This window comes from Streptomyces sp. NPDC102270 (genome assembly GCF_044766405.1).
GTDB lineage: Bacteria > Actinomycetota > Actinomycetes > Streptomycetales > Streptomycetaceae > Streptomyces.
The window spans coordinates 1-15138 of record NZ_JBIWLX010000034.1 but is presented as its reverse complement, the minus strand read 5'-3'; the positions used below and the strand labels follow the sequence as shown (position 1 = coordinate 15138).

Genomic DNA, 15138 nt, shown 5'->3' with positions numbered 1-15138 from the left:
GTTGCGCGGGAGGTTCGGGTGGGGGGTGCATGCACGAGAACGGGGAGCGGGTCAGCCGCGGCGATTGCTCACCACGGGGGTCGGTATCCGGTGGTGATCCTGTCTCCGGGTTGGCGCCACTTGGGCTCCTTGTCCACCGTCTTTGCGGTGATCGACCGCAGCTTGCGGACCACGGCGCCGTACGCTCCGCTGGCGTTGCTCGACACCTTGGCGCCGGGCGGCTCGTCCATGAACGGCATGAACTTGTCGGGGAAGCCGGGCATGGTGCAGGCGATGCAGATGCCACCGACGTTGGGGCAACCGCCGATCCCGTTCATCCAGCCGCGCTTGGGCACGTTGCACTTGACGACCGGGCCCCAGCAGCCGAGCTTGACCAGGCACGTCGGCGAGTCGTACGACAGGGCGAACTGGCCCTGCTCGTAGTAGCCCGCGCGGTCGCAGCCCTCGTGCACGGTGGCCCCGAACAGCCAGGTCGGGCGCAGCTTGTCGTCCAGCGGGATCATCGGGGCGGAGCCGGCCGCCTGGTAGAGCAGGTAGGTGAGCGTCTCGGAGAAGTTGTCGGGCTGGATCGGACAGCCGGGGACGCACACGATGGGGATGCCCGCGTGGGACTTCCAGTCCCAGCCGAGGTAGTCCGGTACGCCCATCGCGCCGGTCGGGTTGCCCGCCATGGCGTGGATGCCGCCGTAGGTGGCGCAGGTGCCGATGGCGACGACCGCCAGTGCCTTCGGGGCGAGCCGGTCGATCCACTCGCTGGTGGTGATCGGCTGGCCGGTCTCCGGGTTGTCGCCGAAGCCGCACCAATAGCCCTCCGGCTTGATCGCCTCGTTGGGAACGGAGCCCTCGACGACCAGGACGAACGGGTCGATCTCGCCCCGCTCCCCCTTGAAGAACCACTCGATGAACGTGTCCGAGCCGCCGACGGGACCGCACTCGAAGTCGATGAGCGGCCAGTGGACGGCGATCTTCGGAAGGCCCGGCAGCACACCGAGCACGATCTCCTCGATGCTGGGCTGCATGGCCGCCGTCAACGCGACCGAGTCACCGTCGCAGCTCAGGCCCGCGTTGATCCAGAGAATGTGGATCGTGGGTGTCTCGTCGGCGGGCGCGCCACTCGCGTCCGCAGCGTCGACCGTGTCCGGCGTCGCCTCAGTCATGGGACCGCCTCCTGGGGAGGTTAGGGATGAAAGCCCAGATTTCGACCATCGCTTTTCTTCGTATCAGCCGTTCGGTCGTGATGAGACGCCGAAGGGGGCCATTCCGGTGACATCCGCGGCAGAGGGGGGCGGACCGGTTTGCGCAACCTGGGCGGAACCGAGGTGCGGCGGGGTGCACGCCGGCCGCTCCTTGTGGACGAAGGAACGGCGCAGCGAGTGGTACGGGGCGTCCGGGTCGTCGAAGGTCCGGCGCATACGGGCCAGCTCCTGCTCACGGAAGCCGGCCAGCGGGGTCACGCTCTCCAGCCGGTCCAGCTCCGTCTTCTTCGCGGTGATCCGTGACGCCGTCGCCGGCAGTGACGCCAGACGGGCCGCCAGGCCGCCGACCTCCCCCGCGAACGCGTCAGGACCGCAGTCGACCACCCGGTCGACGAGCCCGAGGCGCAGTGCGCCCGCCGAACTCACCGGCAGGGCCTCGGACATGAGCCGTTCGGCCGTCGCGGGCCCCACCTTGCGGGGCAGGGTGTGCGTCCAGTACTCCGAGCCGTACAGGCCCATCAGGCGGTAGTGAGGGTTCAGTACGGCGCCCGAGCGGCACCACACCTCGTCGGCCGCCAGGGCGAGCATCACCCCGCCCGCCGCGGCGTTGCCCGCGACCGCCGCCACCACCAGTCGGTCCGTCGTGGTCAGGACCGCCTCGACCAGATCGTCGATGGCGTTGATGTTCGCCCAGGACTCGGCAGCGGGGTCGTCCGCGGCCTCGATGACCCCCAGGTGGATCCCGTTGGAGAAGAAGTCCCGTTCGCCGCCCAGCACCAGTACGGACGTGGGCCGCTCGCACGCCTCCCGGTAGGCGTCCAGCAGACGTCGGCACTGCTCCGTGCTCATGGCGCCGCCGGGGAAGGAGAACGAGAGGAAGCCGACGTTCCCGTCCTCCCGGTAGTGGATGTCCGTCCAGGTACGGTGCCGCACCTCGGGCAGCGGGGGCAGGGCATGATCGGGCAGGGGCGGCAGCAGGTCGCCCAGTGCCATCACGGCAGGCAGTTTGTACGTGGGCGGCTGCCCGGGCACGCGCCGGGGCCGCAGCTCGGGGATCCACACGGCGCCGTCCTTGGTGGCCCGGCACACCGCCCCGGCCCTGGTGGCCAACAGCTCGCCCGGGCGGCCGCGCAGCACGCTCTCGGGATGACCGCCGTGCAGATACCACTCACGGCCGAGCAGGACGTCCAGCACACCGGGCTGGGAGTCCGCCGCTCTCAGCTTGCGCAGTACGTCCTGCGTGGAGTCCTCGGCCCAGTCGATTCGCCGGACGCTCTGGTCGAGGTAGGGACGGGGGCGCAGGCGGGCGTCCGGCGGGGGTGCCACGTCCTGCTTGCGCGGTACGTGGGTTCCGTCGGCGAAGCGCTCCACCGCGAGCAGAACGGCCTCGAGGGCGGCGTCGGCGATCTCGCCCCGGTACAACTCGCTCTTGGACACCGGAGGGACCCGGCACGGTACACAGGCCCACACGTCACCGGCGTCCATCTCCCCGTCGGCCTGCAGGACGGTGACGCCCCACTGGTCGACGCCCTCGTGAATCGCCCAGTCCAGGGAGGAGGGGCCGCGGTCCCCCACGGGCCCGGGATGGACGACGAGGCAGGTGTGCGCTGTCCATACCTCCTCGGGAATCGCCGTCTTCAGCATCGGCGCCACGACGAGCTGCGGTGCATGCCGCCGCACGGTTTCGGGCAACGGGCTGCCGGGCAGGGCGAGTTCCACCGCCACGGTGTGGCCTCGGTCGCGCAGCTCGGCGTGGACACGCTGGGTGAGGCTGTTGAACGCACTGGCCAGTAGCAGGATGTGCACGGCTGCCTCCGGGACGGACGAACGGCAGGCAGGGATGGCCGCCGGACACGATCCTCGGGCAAGGCGGCCCGCCGTTCCCGACGACAGGCGGTGGGATCATCCGAAAGCGGGCGCCGATCCGCCGTCCGGCCTCACTGGCCGCGACCGACGGAGCCACTGATGATCACATGCGTCGCAGCCCGCTGGTGATGCGCTCCCACCGGGAGCGGGTGGCACCGAAGTGGGTCTCATGTGTCCAGATGTGGGTGCACGACCGGCACTGCAGGTGGAGCAGGCTGCCCACGTGGGACAGCAGGTAGCGCCAGTGCTCGGAACAGGTGCGCCCCTGCTCGCAGGTGGCGCACCCACGACGGTCGTCGCAGTTCGGGCAGGCCACCCAGGCGCGCCGCCCGATGTCCGCCTGCGGGTCAAGCGGCAGCATCGCCCCCGCCTCTCCGCGGCAGCACGCCGGCCGAGACCAGATCGTCGTACACGCGCTGTTGCTCCGCGCTCAGGCCGGAATACAGCAGCTCATACGCCGCTTCCTCACCGCGCAGCGCGGCGACGGGATCCCAGTCGGGGCCGAGAGCGTCCAGGACATGAGCGCGCCGGAGCAGTTCATGTGAGCTCAGGTCGATGTCCAGGTCGACCGTCGGGAGCGGGTCGCCTGGAACGGCGCGGCCATGAGAGGACATGGGACCGAACGTAGGCAAGCGCTTCTCGCCCAGGCAAGAGCAGGTGGGAGAAGTCACAGCAGGCCCGCGCCCTCGGAGGAGGTCCGGTGGCGACCCGCACATGCCAGGTGGGCGGCCACAGGGCAACCATGGCGACCCACCAGCAGACGCCGCACTCGCGATATCCAGGGGCCGCTCCCATCCACGAGCCAGGCGACGGCGAACGCGGGGATGCCCATCCAGGCGGCGAGCATTTTGGTGAGGAATCCGCACCCGATCAGGAAGTGATGTCACTTCCCCAGACGAGCACCCGCCCTGAACAGGCGTTTTCCCTGGCCCCTTCCGTGGGGCGGAAGAGGTATTGCGGTGTCGCGACACCCTTCCGGACGATGTCGTCATCACCCAACGACGGGAGCCGCAGCCATGCCGCATACGACGAGTTTCGCCAGGAACCAGTGGTACAGCTAGCGCACCTTTCTGACCTGCGCTTGTGTGGGGGCGATGAGGCTGTGACCTGCTAGGACGGGTTGCAGAGGCGAGCGGAGCCAGTCAGAGGAAAACACTCCGATTCGACCCCGGTTCGACCCGGGCCGCTCAGAGGCAGTCAGAGGCATCAGCCCCTGAAACTGGCCTTTGAGGGACCCGAGTTGACCGGTGTGGATCACGAGTGGGCCACTCTGACGGTCCTCTGTTTCGATCTCGGTCGAGCTGCGATGGGGACGCCTACCTCCGCTCGGAGCCAGTCGTACGAGGGCCTCCAGGACGGCCGTCCTGGAGACCTTGCTGGCGCCGATGGAGGTCGGTTCCGGATGCCGCCCGTGGTTTTAGCGGGCCTGGGTGGCGTCCACGTCTTTGCGAGACGACCCCACCGTGCCAGAAAGCATCCACCAGCCACTCCCCCAACGACACGTCACCCACCTCCGCGGCCCCCTGGGCCTGTCCCGACTGCCGTCAGCTGCGGCCGATCTGATCCTGCTCGGCGACCTCACCGGCCGCTACGCCGCCGGCAGTTACAGCCGACTCGCATCCGATCGTCGAAGCCTGGTCCTGCGTGGGGACCGTCAGGGCGCGGCCGAGCACGGGCACCGGATCACCGCGGCCATCGCCTGCCACGTCGCCCGCGTCGGCGGCAACGTCGACCAGCTGACGCAACTCCTGCTGCACCCCGAGCACGAAGGCGGACGACACACCCGCGGCATCGCGTTGCGGTCTGGGCAGACGCGCGCCCTGGACTACATCCGCCGGGTCTGGAACAGCGCTGTCCAGACAGTCAGCGCCACCTTGGCGCTGGGCTCGCGGCACGACGCGTTCGAGGTTCTCGCCGCGCTGCGCGGCCGCATCGAGACCACGCCCTGGCGTGGGGAGCGGGGACGGACCGCGCTGCGGGTGCTGCGCGCGCATCTGAACTTCGCCGAGATCGCAGGCGGACTCCTGCACCACGCCAGCGAGCGCCAGACCGCCGAAGAGGCGGGCATCTCCCGCACGACACTGCGGGCCGTCTACGACACGATCCTGAAGCCGGGAGGCTGGCTGCGCCGGCTGCGGGTCGGCCATGGCCGGGAGGGCTCGACCTGGTACCTCAACCACGGCAACCTGCGCGGTCACGGTGCCCCGGTACGGCTGTCTCGTTCGTGGACCACTCAGTTCCCCCCCGACCCGGCACTTGAGGAGTGGACCACCCCTGAGACGGCCACGACGGCCGACATCGACTCCACCGTCCTCGGCCATCTGATGGGCCACGACGCCTTCACCCACCACGGCCTCGGCAGCGCCGCCCTCATGCTCATCAGCGCTCTGCACGTACGCCAGGATCAGACGGTCGGCGAACTCGTCGGTACCGCCTCAGTCTCCCGCGCCACCACCTACCGGACACTGAATCGCCTCGCCGACCACGGACTCGTCCAGCGCACCGGAGAAACCTGGGCACTCGCACCCCGTGCACTGAAGGGCTTCGGCATCCCCCTCGCGGACGCCGACACCGGCCACATCGCAGCGCTGGCAGTGGGCTGGGACACGGTCGCTGAGCAATACGGCACCAACGGCGTTGGGGCCAGGCGGAAGGACCTGCACGCGGCCGAACGTGTGGTCTACCAGCAGGCACTGGATCGGCTTACGGAGCACCGCACCAGGGCCGTGGTCATCGTCCGCAACGGCCGCCAGGTCCTGGTCCCAATGCCGCGTCCCGACGAGATCCCGCCGACCTGGCACACCCCGGACGGACGCGTCCTCGACCCGGTCACCGGCCGCCCGGCCGCCGACTGGCGGGTCGCCACCGACGGCCGCCTGATCCTCATCACCCCATCGGACCAACGCAGTTACGACGAACTGGCCGCCGCCCATGCCGAAGCCCTCAGCGAATGGGAGTCCGTCGCATGAAACCCCCTCCCCCAGTCACCTCCGATGCGAGCGAGGCGGTGACGCCCGAGTCCCTGCGTAAGCAGTACGAGTCCGGTGCCACGGTCGACGAACTGGTCGCTGCCAGCGGCCTGTCCTACGGCACGGTCCTCAACCGGCTGCACGACGCCGGGACCGTGATGCGCACGTCGTGGCAGACCCGCAGGATGCGCCAGGACCCACAAGCCCGCAAGCGACTCGCAGCCCACCTGCGCACCCTGTACGAGCAGCACGGCGCAACCCTCACCGAACTCGCGGCAGCTGCAGGTGAGTCGAGGCGTGCTGCCCGGGGTCTGCTGATCGAGGCCGGCGGCAGCGTGCGCACCACGCAGCAAACGCTGACTATGCGCGCCGCAGGACGGGCCGCCGAGCGACACAAGCTCGCGCTGTCCCTGCGCGCCCGGTACGAAGCCGGCGCTTCCGTGCCAGACCTTGCCAAGGACTCCAACTATTCCGTTGCCACGGTCTACCGGCTTCTTCACCAGGCGAAGACCCGCATGCGGTCCCAGCACCGACATGGCCCTACTCCTGGCGAGGGGAAGCAGCCGTGACCGGCCCAGACCTGTCCGTCGCTCGTCGTGTCGGGCATGCCGGTCAGCTGCCGACTCAGCCACGACGCCATTCCCGGCACAGCCGCGCAGCTCGCGCCCCGCCACCAGTCCGCCGCCCACGTGCGCCGCCACCCGCGGCACCAACCAACACCCTTCTGCTTCCTGGAGATTGAACACACGTGAACGAAAACACCCGTCACAAGACCCTGGACGCGGCTAAAGCCAGCGTCTGGGACGCCTTCGTCATCGTTGTCGGCATGCTCAAGGGCGGCACCGGCAAGACCACCTCCGCCTGGTTCATCGCCCTCTACTACGCCGTCGTCCTCGGCCTGCCCACACTACTGCTGGACGCCGACCCCACCAGCCAGTCCGCCTACGACTGGTTCAAAGTCGCCCAAGCCGAGGGCTTCGTCATCCCGGCCAACCTGGCGGTCGAGCGGTACCCCTTCGACGACATCGCCGAGTACATCCGCACCCAGCGCACCGAGTTCGGCGCGATCGTGGTCGACGCCGGCGGCGGCATCGCCCGCATCTTCCACGAGGCTGTCACCGAGGCGAACCTGCTGCTCGTGCCGGTCGCCCCCACCAAGATCGAACGCCGCAAGCTCGTGGCCACCTTCGACGAGGCCGAACGCGCCGCCGCCCGCAACCCCCACGACGTCACCGCCCACGTCGTCATGGTCAAAGCCGACGACCGCACGTCGCTGCCCCGCACCGCCAAGGACCAACTCCTGCAGCCCGATGAAGGCCAGGGCATCGGCCCCGACCGCGACGAACCCTTCCCCCTCGCCGAGACCACCATCCACTCCTGGGTCCACTACATGGAGGCCTTCGGTGAGATCCCCACCGAACTGAGCGAGTACGCCGAGCTGATGAAGGAACTCACCGCATGAGCGAGAACAACGACAGGCCCAAGCCCCCGCCCCGCCGCACCGGCCGCACCCTCGGCGGCGCCAAGAAGACCACCCCTCCCCCACCGCCGGGCGCCGAGCTCACCCCCGAGCAGATCGCCACCGAAAAGACCATCCCCCAGGACGAATTCCGTCCCGCGCCGGCGAGCGAGCCCCAGGTCCAGCCAACTACCTCCACAGCTCCCATCGAGGAGTCGGCACAGGATCGCACCGAGACGGTGCCCAAAGCGGCGCAGACGCTCGTCGAGCCGACCGTCGAAGCCGCGCCGAACGCCCCTGCGCGGGAGACGGCTAACAGCCAGTGGGCTCCCCCGGCCACCACCGCCCGACAGCCGTGGCAGCCTCCCGCAGGGGAGCCGGTGGAACAGCAGATGCCGCCCACGGACCCAACTGCTAAATCCACGGCACTTACGGTCCCGCCCATACAGCCCCACGAGCACGCTTCACACTATGGGCCGGCTCATGCCCCGGCCGCGTCTACTGCCGCGACCCCGCTCGCAGAAGTGGCCATCCGCCCGACAAGCGCTCCCGTAGCAGGCACTACCTCGTTTCCAGTGAGGACAGAGGCACCGGGGCTTCAGCAGGAACAGAGCGGGCGCCCGGAAACAGCCCCCAGCGAGGGAACGCCGTGGACTCACGGCCCCGGCCGCCCCAGGGACATCCCCGAAACGGCCGTCATCCTCAACCAGCGCATCATCACGCGCGAGAGCCTCGACTCGTCCGTACCGGCCGCGCTGAAACTGAAGCGGCGGATCAAGCGCTTCGCGCTGGACAACGAGCTCGATCATTTGCCGCTCGGGGACATCGTCGCCGTGGCGATGGACGAGTGGCTTAGCACCCGAGGCTTCTGACCATCCGATCCGTTCGCCTCCGAGCAGGGCTGGGTGGACGCGATTCCGCGTCCACCCAGTCGACTATTCCACTAGCCCAATAGTCGACTAGCCGGATCACTACTCGCCTAGTCGCAGCCACCGGAGCGCACCATGCCCGATTACACCCACCACATCCGTCTGCTGCGCCATCTCTCCGACGCCCTCGAAGCCCACTCCGACCCCAACGACGACCCTTTCGCTCCGCACGCCGACACCCGAGCGATCATCGCAACGCGCCACATCGGCCGAGGGCAGCTCAACTACTCCGTCCCCGAAGCTCTCCAGCTCCAACGCCGCATCCACCGCTACAACGCCGACAGCGGCATCCCCCACGGCGACATCGTCGCCATAGCCCTCGACGCCTTCCTCCGCGCCAAGGGCTACCCACCAGAGCCAGCTCCGCCTACTACCTAACCTCGTGCTTTCATGAGCGTGCACTGGTTCGTCCGGACACGATCTTGCGCTGGCATCGCGATCTGCTGAGGCGACGGCATGCCGCGACCTGCGTGCCGAAGCGTCGCGGGAGCCCGCCGACCGTTCGTTCGATTCGCACTCTGGGGCTGCGTCCGGCGCGTGAGAACAGCTCGTGGGGTATCGCCGGATCCATGGCGAGCTTGCGGCGCCGGGCATCAAGGTCGCTGCCTCTACGGTCTGGTAGATCCTCGGCGAGCACGGCATCCCGCCCGCACCCGAACGCCAGGGCACGGCTGGGCACTCTCGACAGGCTCCACGGTTTCCAACTCCACGGCGGTGTCGGTCACTTGACATCTCTCCCATGATCGTCAGATCCGCCGTTAGATTTACACTCCATGTTGCGTGAAGGACGGCGCTGCGGCGGGCAGCAGCACGATAGTGCTAGCGGTCGCTGTGATCATGTTGTTCCCTGTCAGGGATGATCTCAACACTCATCCGGCGTCCAACCGTTCGAAGGCACCCGCTGCATAACCATCCTTCGAGTGTGACGGATGTTGGTTCCAGTCGGGCTGGGGCTGCCAGCAGCGTCCATGCGAGTTGGTGATCAGTGCGCTCCGCAGTCGATGGACGACTCCTGGCGGCCTTCCCGGCCGTGCGGCGTTGACGGATGTGCGGAGAAAGGGCCAGATGTCTCTCCACCCCGTCAACCCTGTTACCAACGTCTATTGAGGGTTGCTTGCCGCCAGGTCGTTAAGCACCGCGTTGACTGTGGACCAACAGAGGTCGGCCGTGTCGAAGTCTGCGCTGTGTTTGGCTCGCTTCTCCGCAAGGGGGTGGACGAGATTGCGGTAGGTCCGCAGCAGGTCTGAGGCCATTTTTGCGTCTTGGTCGATCCACTGGTTGGTGTGGGCGTGCTGGATGAGGTCCTGCAGCCGTGTGTCGCGGGCGGGCCGGGTCAGCGGCGTGGTCGCGGGCCTGACGTCCGCGGCGTGGACGAGGACGCCTTCGAGGAGGCTCCCGAGCATGATGACGGCGGAGGTGTAGGCGCCGTGTTCTTGGCAGATACGGGCTTCGTCGAGGCGTAGTTGCACGGCGCGGGCCAGGTCGGGGTCGGAGACGATGTCGGTGATGGCGACCTTTAGTTCTACGCGCTGGGGGCGAGGGGGTTCGTCGGGGTCGTACTCGATGAGGAGCGGAGTGCCCTTGCGGTATTCGACGCGGCGGCCTTCGAGGGCGAGGACTTCCTGGAGGCGTTGGATGACGGCGTCGTAGTCGGCGAGTTGTTGTTGGTATTCGCGCCGGTCGGCCAGGCGCAGGATGATGCGCTCGGTGTCCCCCGCCTGGTCCTCCTGCCGTTCGCGCAGGATGGTGTGGACCCAGTGGTGGCGTGGGCTGCCGTCGTGGTCGGGGACGTCTTCCCAGCCGGCCCGGCGGAGGAATGGAGCGAGTTCCCAGCCTGCTCGGCGTTTCATGCCCGGCTCGTCTCCGCAGATCATGGCGGCGAGTTCTTCGAGCGTGGTGTCGTCGAAGTTGTCCATGTCAGTGTCCCTCGCTGTCTTCGTCCGGCTCGCCGTCGTAGAGGTCCGTGTCTTCGTCGGGCTCGGTCTCGGCCAGGCCGACCGGAGTCCAGGTCGGGTCTGTCAGCGCGTCGTCGTCGGTTGTCTCGCGGGCGGTGCGCGGGTGGATGCCCAGCTCGGTCAGGCGTTCCCACAGTGGTTCCAGGGCCTCTTCGGGTGAGAGGTCGAAGGCGCTGCTGCGTATGCGCCAGAACGTCCAGCCGGCACGCCGTAGCTCCCGCTCACGCTCGGCGTCGTCTTGGATCTGCTGGGGGGTGGAGTGGTAGGGGCTTCCGTCGCACTCGACTGCGAGGCGTCCGTGGTCTCCCGTGACGACGAGGTCGATGCGTTTTCCGTTGACTTCCCACTGGGGTACTACGTCGTAGCCGCGTTCCTTGATGCGCAGGAAGACGCGCTGCTCGAAGAGGGAGTCGAAGGGCGCGCAGTGTCGGTCTGCGCTGACGTTGGTGGGCTGGTGGGGGTGTGTGTAGGGCGGGGGTGGGCTGACCATGTAGGTGAGCAGGGAGCGGCGTAGGTCCTTGCTGCTGAGCTGGTCGGCGGTCATGGAGTGGAAGAGCCACATCTGGTCGCGGGCGCGGCTGGCGGCCACGTTGAAGCGTCGTTCGTGGTTCCGGCCGGTTGCGGCGATGGCGTTGGCTCCGTCGACGACCATCGACAGAAGGATGACGTCGCGCTGGTCTCCCTGGAACTGCTCGGGCGTGCCGACCTGGATGCTGTGGCATTCGCGGGCCGATATGTCGATGCGCTGGTCGACGAGGTTCTGTACCAGGCGTGTCTGGTCGCCGTGGCGCAGGATGATCACGCCGATACTGCGGTCGGCGTAGGCGGGGTCCTGGGTGAGGCGGTGCAGTTCGTTGACGACAGCCTCTGCCTCCGGCCGGTTGATGAGTTTGTCCCGGCGTCCTTCGCAGTGACCTTCGGGCACGTGGACGACCTTCAGCGGCGGGAGGCGGTCGGAGCCGTGTTGCCGCAGCAGGACGAGCTGCTTGTCGGGATAGAACTGCATGGAGGACCACTTGATGATCTCCGGCATGCACCGGAAGTGCTCGGTGAGACGGATCACTTCGGTGAAGCGGGACTGCAGCAGGTCGTACAGGTTGGACTTGGGGTCGAAGCCTTCACGCTGCCAGGGTTCGAGGGCGGCCATGCGTTCGTCGAAGATCTGGGTGATCCGGTCGTGCTTGCTGCCGGTGTAGAACGGGGCGCACTGCCGGTCGTCTCCCACGACGATGATGCGCGGCGCGAGCCAGAGCAACAGCACTCCGTCCAGACCCACTTGGCTTGCTTCGTCGACGATGACGACGTCGAAGGAGTCCGGTTCGGGGCTGATCGTTTCCGCTACGCGGTTCAGCGGCGTGATCCACGCCGGTACTGCTCCTTGTGCTGTCTGCATGGCTGAGCGTGCGTGGCGCTGGTGGCGTTTGCCGTACTCGGTGGTTCCCTGGCCTGCGTTGGCTACGGCGCTGGCGTAGGCGGCGAGGGCTTGTTTGTGTTTGGTGGTCATGCGGCTGACGCAGTGATGTGCCGCCCGGTCGCAGACCAGTTGTTCCACCAGGTCGTGCAGCCGGGCTTCGATCTGGGCCAGTTCGCCTTCGAGTTGTTCTTCGCATCCCTGGAGCAGGTGCGCTTCCAGGAAGTCCTGGGCCTGGCGCCAGGACCAGGCGTGGGGCAGGACGGCGAACCGGGAGCGCCAGTGCGAGGCGAGGGGATCGCCGGTGAAGTCCTTGGCGAGATCGGGATGGGCCTCGGCAAGGCACTGGAAGAGTTTCCCGGTCTCGCGCCGGTCTGCCTCACGCTGGTACGCCGCGGCCAGCGCATCCACCGCCAGCGCGTAAGCCTGCGCGTCACGGGCCGCTGCGGCATCCGCCGCGCGCTGGAGCTCTTCGACGCCATACGGGTGGGGTTGCGGAAGGCTTTTGAGGATCTCTTCGAAGCACTGCGTGGCGGTTTCGACGTGCAGGAGCTGGCGGGCCTGGAGGGTGGCCTGGCGGATGTCGCGCCGCTGCTCGGCGGTGGTGACCGGCATGTGGATGCCGTCGGCCAGCAGGGTTGCGTGGACCTGGCGGATGACCTGTACGCAGGTGTCGATGGCCTGCAGAACGACGGCCCGGTCCAGGAGCTCGGAGATCAGCAGTTCGGCGGCGTCCTGTCCGACGGCCGATCCGACTCCGGTCCACCGCCCGCGCAGGGTGCGGGCGTGGGCGCGCATCTCCAGATGGCGTACGACCGCGGTGATGTGCTCACTGCCGGCGGGCGCCATGCCTTCTACCCGGCACTGTTCGAGGAGGAAGCGGGCTTGTTTGACGACAGCCGGCCGCGGCCATCGCGTGTTCAGTGTTCCGGTGCGCAGGACGTGCTGCTCCAGATTGCGGCCCGCGATCAGGAGCTCCTTCTCCTCGCTTTCGGAGAGGCGGGGGATCTCCACTTCCAGGAAGGAGGCGGCGGCTATCTCGTCATGGGTCTGCTGCGCACGCTGTGAGGCGTTGCGGATGCTGTCCCACAGTTGCTGCCATCGCTGGGCGATGCCGTCCTGCAGGGCGCGTGTGGACCAGGTGTCCGCCTGCCAGGAGGTGGGGTCCGCGGACAGGCCTACTCTCTGCAGAGCCTGCTGGGCTCGGTCGAGCAACGTTTCCAACGCCGTGAGTCCCGTATCGCCGTGGTCCGCCAGCGCCTGTGCGAGGGGTGTGACGGGCTCGGGACCGAGAGCCTGTTCAGCTGCCTGGAGTTCCGTGATGCGGCGGGAGACGTCCGCTGGAGCGGGCAGACTGGCCGGGTCGGGGCAGTACTGGAGGTGGGCGTCGAGGATTCCGGGGCCGTGCTGGGTGACGAGGAGCCACAGCCGCTGGGCCTCGTCCGTGGTCAGCGGCGGGATCTGCGCGGCCTGGGCGTCCAGGGGCGGCAGCCACTGGTACTCAGCTCCGCCCTGCTCCACTGCCTTCACGATGTCGTCGAGCCGCCCCCGGTATCCGGGGGCGATCTCGGGATGCTCGTACCACTCGACTTCACGTACCTGCCGCAGGCGGTCGCGGACTTTGGCCTGCTGGGCCATGAGCTGGCGTCGCTGGGTCTGCTGATCGTCAATGCGCTGCTGGAGTCGATCGAGGTTCGTTGTCGCGTTCAGGTGTGCCAAGGCGCCCAGTGACTGGCTCAGATCGGAGTTCCCGCCCTGCCACTGATCGCTCTGGATCACGCACATGCTGCGCAGCTTGGCCGGAAGCTGGTCGCGCAGCACCTTCAGGGCCTGGCTCTTCGCGCTGGTGACCAGGACGCGCTTGCCGTCGGCGAGGAGCGCGGCGATCAGGTTGCTGATGGTGTGTGTCTTTCCGGTGCCCGGCGGGCCCTGGACCACGACGCTCGTATCGTGCTGCAGTCGGTCCAGGACATCGCGCTGGGCAGCGTTGGTGATCATCGGGAACAGCGGGTCCGGTCCCAGTGCCGGCGGCACGGAGCCGCTCCTGCTCCCCCAGGCCGTCCTGTGCTCCGGTTCGAGGTCATACAACAGCTGTGCGAGCCCCAGAGGAGCTTGTGCTCCGGGACGTTTCAGCGCTCGGGCGATGCTCTCGTAGAAGCCGAGCACGGAGCGCTGGCCGTGCTCGCGCAGGATGAGCGCGGGCGCATGATGCAGTGACCGCACCTGGGGTTCGGCGGTCAGATCGGGGTGCTGCCCGCTGGGGTCGAACGGGAGCACTCGGTCGACCCCGAGAAAGCCCGCTGCGCCCACGAGCGCACGGCTTGTGCCGCCCGGTCCGACAGTGGGTGGAAGGGGACGTCCTCGACAGCGGAGCGCACGACCCCCAGCAGCTCCGACGTGTAGCCGTCGGACTCACTGAGGAATTCGGTGTCTTCCAGGCGCCCGGGGTGATCCGGCAGCAGAGAAACGGTCACGTTGATCGACGCCGGCTCCACAGTCAGGGTCACCGGTGTTGTCACGATGTGCCGGCGGACCCGGGCCGAGGGACGATCGGCCCCGAGCTGCAAGAGACCTACAGCCAGGACTACTTCGAAGGTGTCACTGTCCTGATCGACCTTCTTGGCCATCCGGTACAGACGCTGGTGCAGTCGCCGCTGCGGCTCGGCCGCCAGTTCCTCCTGCGACCATCGCATCCACTTTACGGCCCATGCCTCGTACGCCTTGCGTTCTGCGGAGCTGCCGCTCTCCAGCGCCAGCTGGTCTTCCTCCCCACTAGCCTGGACGTCGTCGGCCAGTTGACGCTCATTCGACGTGTCGTCAACCAGTTCGGGAGGCTGCGGACCCGCCGTGGCGGCGGCCTCGGCGGACACCCTGCCATGCAGGATCGTCGGCAGCTGCGGTGCTTCCTTGGGCGGACGGTGCTTGACGACCATGATGCGAGGGTCGGCGTCCACAGCGCGACGCACGATCCCGTCGGGGGCTTCCACGAGCCACACCGTTTCCGGGTACTTGGCACAGTCCCGGATGGTCTTGGAGATGGCGCCCCGCACCAGCTCCTGCAGACAGTCGATCAATACGCGAGTGTCGCGGACGGCTTTGGGATCGCTGCCATCTCGTACTGCCGGGCGGGCCATCACTTCCCCCAAATGCCTACCACTGTGGCAAGCCTTTCAGGATCCATGGCCGCTGCACACCACGCAATGTGATGGGACGCGCGCACAACCAATTCCGGACATGATGACGGTCCGGTGTGCCTCTTGAGGGGCCTCGCGTTTTCCGGACAGGCTTCTGACCGTTAATTTTACGCGGCGATTCGCAACTTCTCATACTCGGCATGGACTTCACGCGGAGGG

The 15138-nt window shown here is 68.0% G+C and carries 12 protein-coding genes and 1 pseudogene; 6 read left to right on the top strand and 7 right to left on the bottom strand.

Features of this window, described 5'->3' with window-relative positions; translation table 11 throughout:
* Positions 1-68: 68 nt before the first annotated feature.
* From ACIRP7_RS42505 to ACIRP7_RS42490, 4 genes are all read right to left on the bottom strand, one after another.
* Entirely contained in the window at positions 69-1157 is a 1089-nt protein-coding gene (locus tag ACIRP7_RS42505) for a hydrogenase expression protein HypE (protein WP_403671416.1), read from the bottom strand.
* Between the two features lie 63 nt (positions 1158-1220).
* Positions 1221-3002: an enoyl-CoA hydratase-related protein gene (locus ACIRP7_RS42500; protein WP_403671413.1), complete on the bottom strand. Its 1782-nt coding sequence runs from the start codon at positions 3000-3002 to the stop codon at positions 1221-1223.
* Between the two features lie 163 nt (positions 3003-3165).
* Entirely contained in the window at positions 3166-3423 is a 258-nt protein-coding gene (locus ACIRP7_RS42495; protein WP_381333657.1) for a hypothetical protein, read from the bottom strand.
* A complete protein-coding gene (locus ACIRP7_RS42490; RefSeq protein ID WP_403671409.1) occupies positions 3410-3676 on the bottom strand; it encodes a DUF6400 family protein in 267 nt (88 codons plus the stop codon). The genes ACIRP7_RS42495 and ACIRP7_RS42490 overlap by 14 nt, the downstream gene beginning before the upstream one ends.
* Before the next feature lie 849 nt (positions 3677-4525).
* Between ACIRP7_RS42490 and ACIRP7_RS42485 the strand changes: the two genes are divergently transcribed.
* The 6 genes and pseudogenes from ACIRP7_RS42485 to ACIRP7_RS42460 all read left to right on the top strand — a co-directional run.
* The gene (locus ACIRP7_RS42485; protein WP_403671406.1) at positions 4526-6031 is read left to right on the top strand and encodes a transcriptional regulator; all 1506 of its coding nucleotides are present in this window, start codon (positions 4526-4528) and stop codon (positions 6029-6031) included.
* The gene (locus ACIRP7_RS42480) at positions 6028-6600 is read left to right on the top strand and encodes a helix-turn-helix domain-containing protein (RefSeq protein WP_403671403.1); all 573 of its coding nucleotides are present in this window, start codon (positions 6028-6030) and stop codon (positions 6598-6600) included. Before ACIRP7_RS42485 ends, ACIRP7_RS42480 begins: the two co-directional genes overlap by 4 nt.
* A gap of 179 nt (positions 6601-6779) precedes the next feature.
* A complete protein-coding gene (locus ACIRP7_RS42475) occupies positions 6780-7493 on the top strand; it encodes a ParA family protein (RefSeq protein WP_403671400.1) in 714 nt (237 codons plus the stop codon).
* Positions 7490-8362, top strand: coding sequence for a hypothetical protein (locus tag ACIRP7_RS42470; protein WP_403671397.1), 873 nt, complete (start codon positions 7490-7492; stop codon positions 8360-8362). Before ACIRP7_RS42475 ends, ACIRP7_RS42470 begins: the two co-directional genes overlap by 4 nt.
* 132 nt (positions 8363-8494) lie before the next feature.
* Positions 8495-8797, top strand: a complete 303-nt coding sequence (locus ACIRP7_RS42465; protein ID WP_403671394.1) for a hypothetical protein — start codon at positions 8495-8497, stop codon at positions 8795-8797.
* Between the two features lie 11 nt (positions 8798-8808).
* Positions 8809-9038 (top strand): annotated as a pseudogene (locus tag ACIRP7_RS42460) (integrase); the annotation flags it as partial.
* Positions 9039-9519: 481 nt separating this feature from the next.
* Here ACIRP7_RS42460 and ACIRP7_RS42455 read toward each other — a convergent pair.
* From ACIRP7_RS42455 to ACIRP7_RS42445, 3 genes are read right to left on the bottom strand one after another with little or no spacing between them, the layout of a single operon-like run.
* Positions 9520-10335, bottom strand: a complete 816-nt coding sequence (locus ACIRP7_RS42455) for a hypothetical protein (protein ID WP_403671391.1) — start codon at positions 10333-10335, stop codon at positions 9520-9522.
* A 1-nt stretch (position 10336) separates the two neighbouring features.
* Complete coding sequence (locus tag ACIRP7_RS42450; RefSeq protein WP_403671388.1) at positions 10337-14062, bottom strand: AAA domain-containing protein; 3726 nt, start codon at positions 14060-14062, stop codon at positions 10337-10339.
* Positions 14023-14859, bottom strand: coding sequence for a hypothetical protein (locus ACIRP7_RS42445; RefSeq protein WP_403671385.1), 837 nt, complete (start codon positions 14857-14859; stop codon positions 14023-14025). Before ACIRP7_RS42445 ends, ACIRP7_RS42450 begins: the two co-directional genes overlap by 40 nt.
* Between the last annotated feature and the right edge of the window lie 279 nt (positions 14860-15138).

Excerpts from the sequence above, each read along its gene's own strand:
- ACIRP7_RS42505 (WP_403671416.1), bottom strand. The coding sequence starts at position 1,157 with ATGACTGAGGCGACGCCGGACACGGTCGACGCTGCGGACGCGAGTGGC.
- ACIRP7_RS42495 (WP_381333657.1), bottom strand. The coding sequence starts at position 3,423 with ATGCTGCCGCTTGACCCGCAGGCGGACATCGGGCGGCGCGCCTGGGTG.
- ACIRP7_RS42490 (WP_403671409.1), bottom strand. The coding sequence starts at position 3,676 with ATGTCCTCTCATGGCCGCGCCGTTCCAGGCGACCCGCTCCCGACGGTC.
- ACIRP7_RS42480 (WP_403671403.1), top strand. The coding sequence starts at position 6,028 with ATGAAACCCCCTCCCCCAGTCACCTCCGATGCGAGCGAGGCGGTGACG.
- ACIRP7_RS42470 (WP_403671397.1), top strand. The coding sequence starts at position 7,490 with ATGAGCGAGAACAACGACAGGCCCAAGCCCCCGCCCCGCCGCACCGGC.
- ACIRP7_RS42465 (WP_403671394.1), top strand. The coding sequence starts at position 8,495 with ATGCCCGATTACACCCACCACATCCGTCTGCTGCGCCATCTCTCCGAC.
- ACIRP7_RS42455 (WP_403671391.1), bottom strand. The coding sequence starts at position 10,335 with ATGGACAACTTCGACGACACCACGCTCGAAGAACTCGCCGCCATGATC.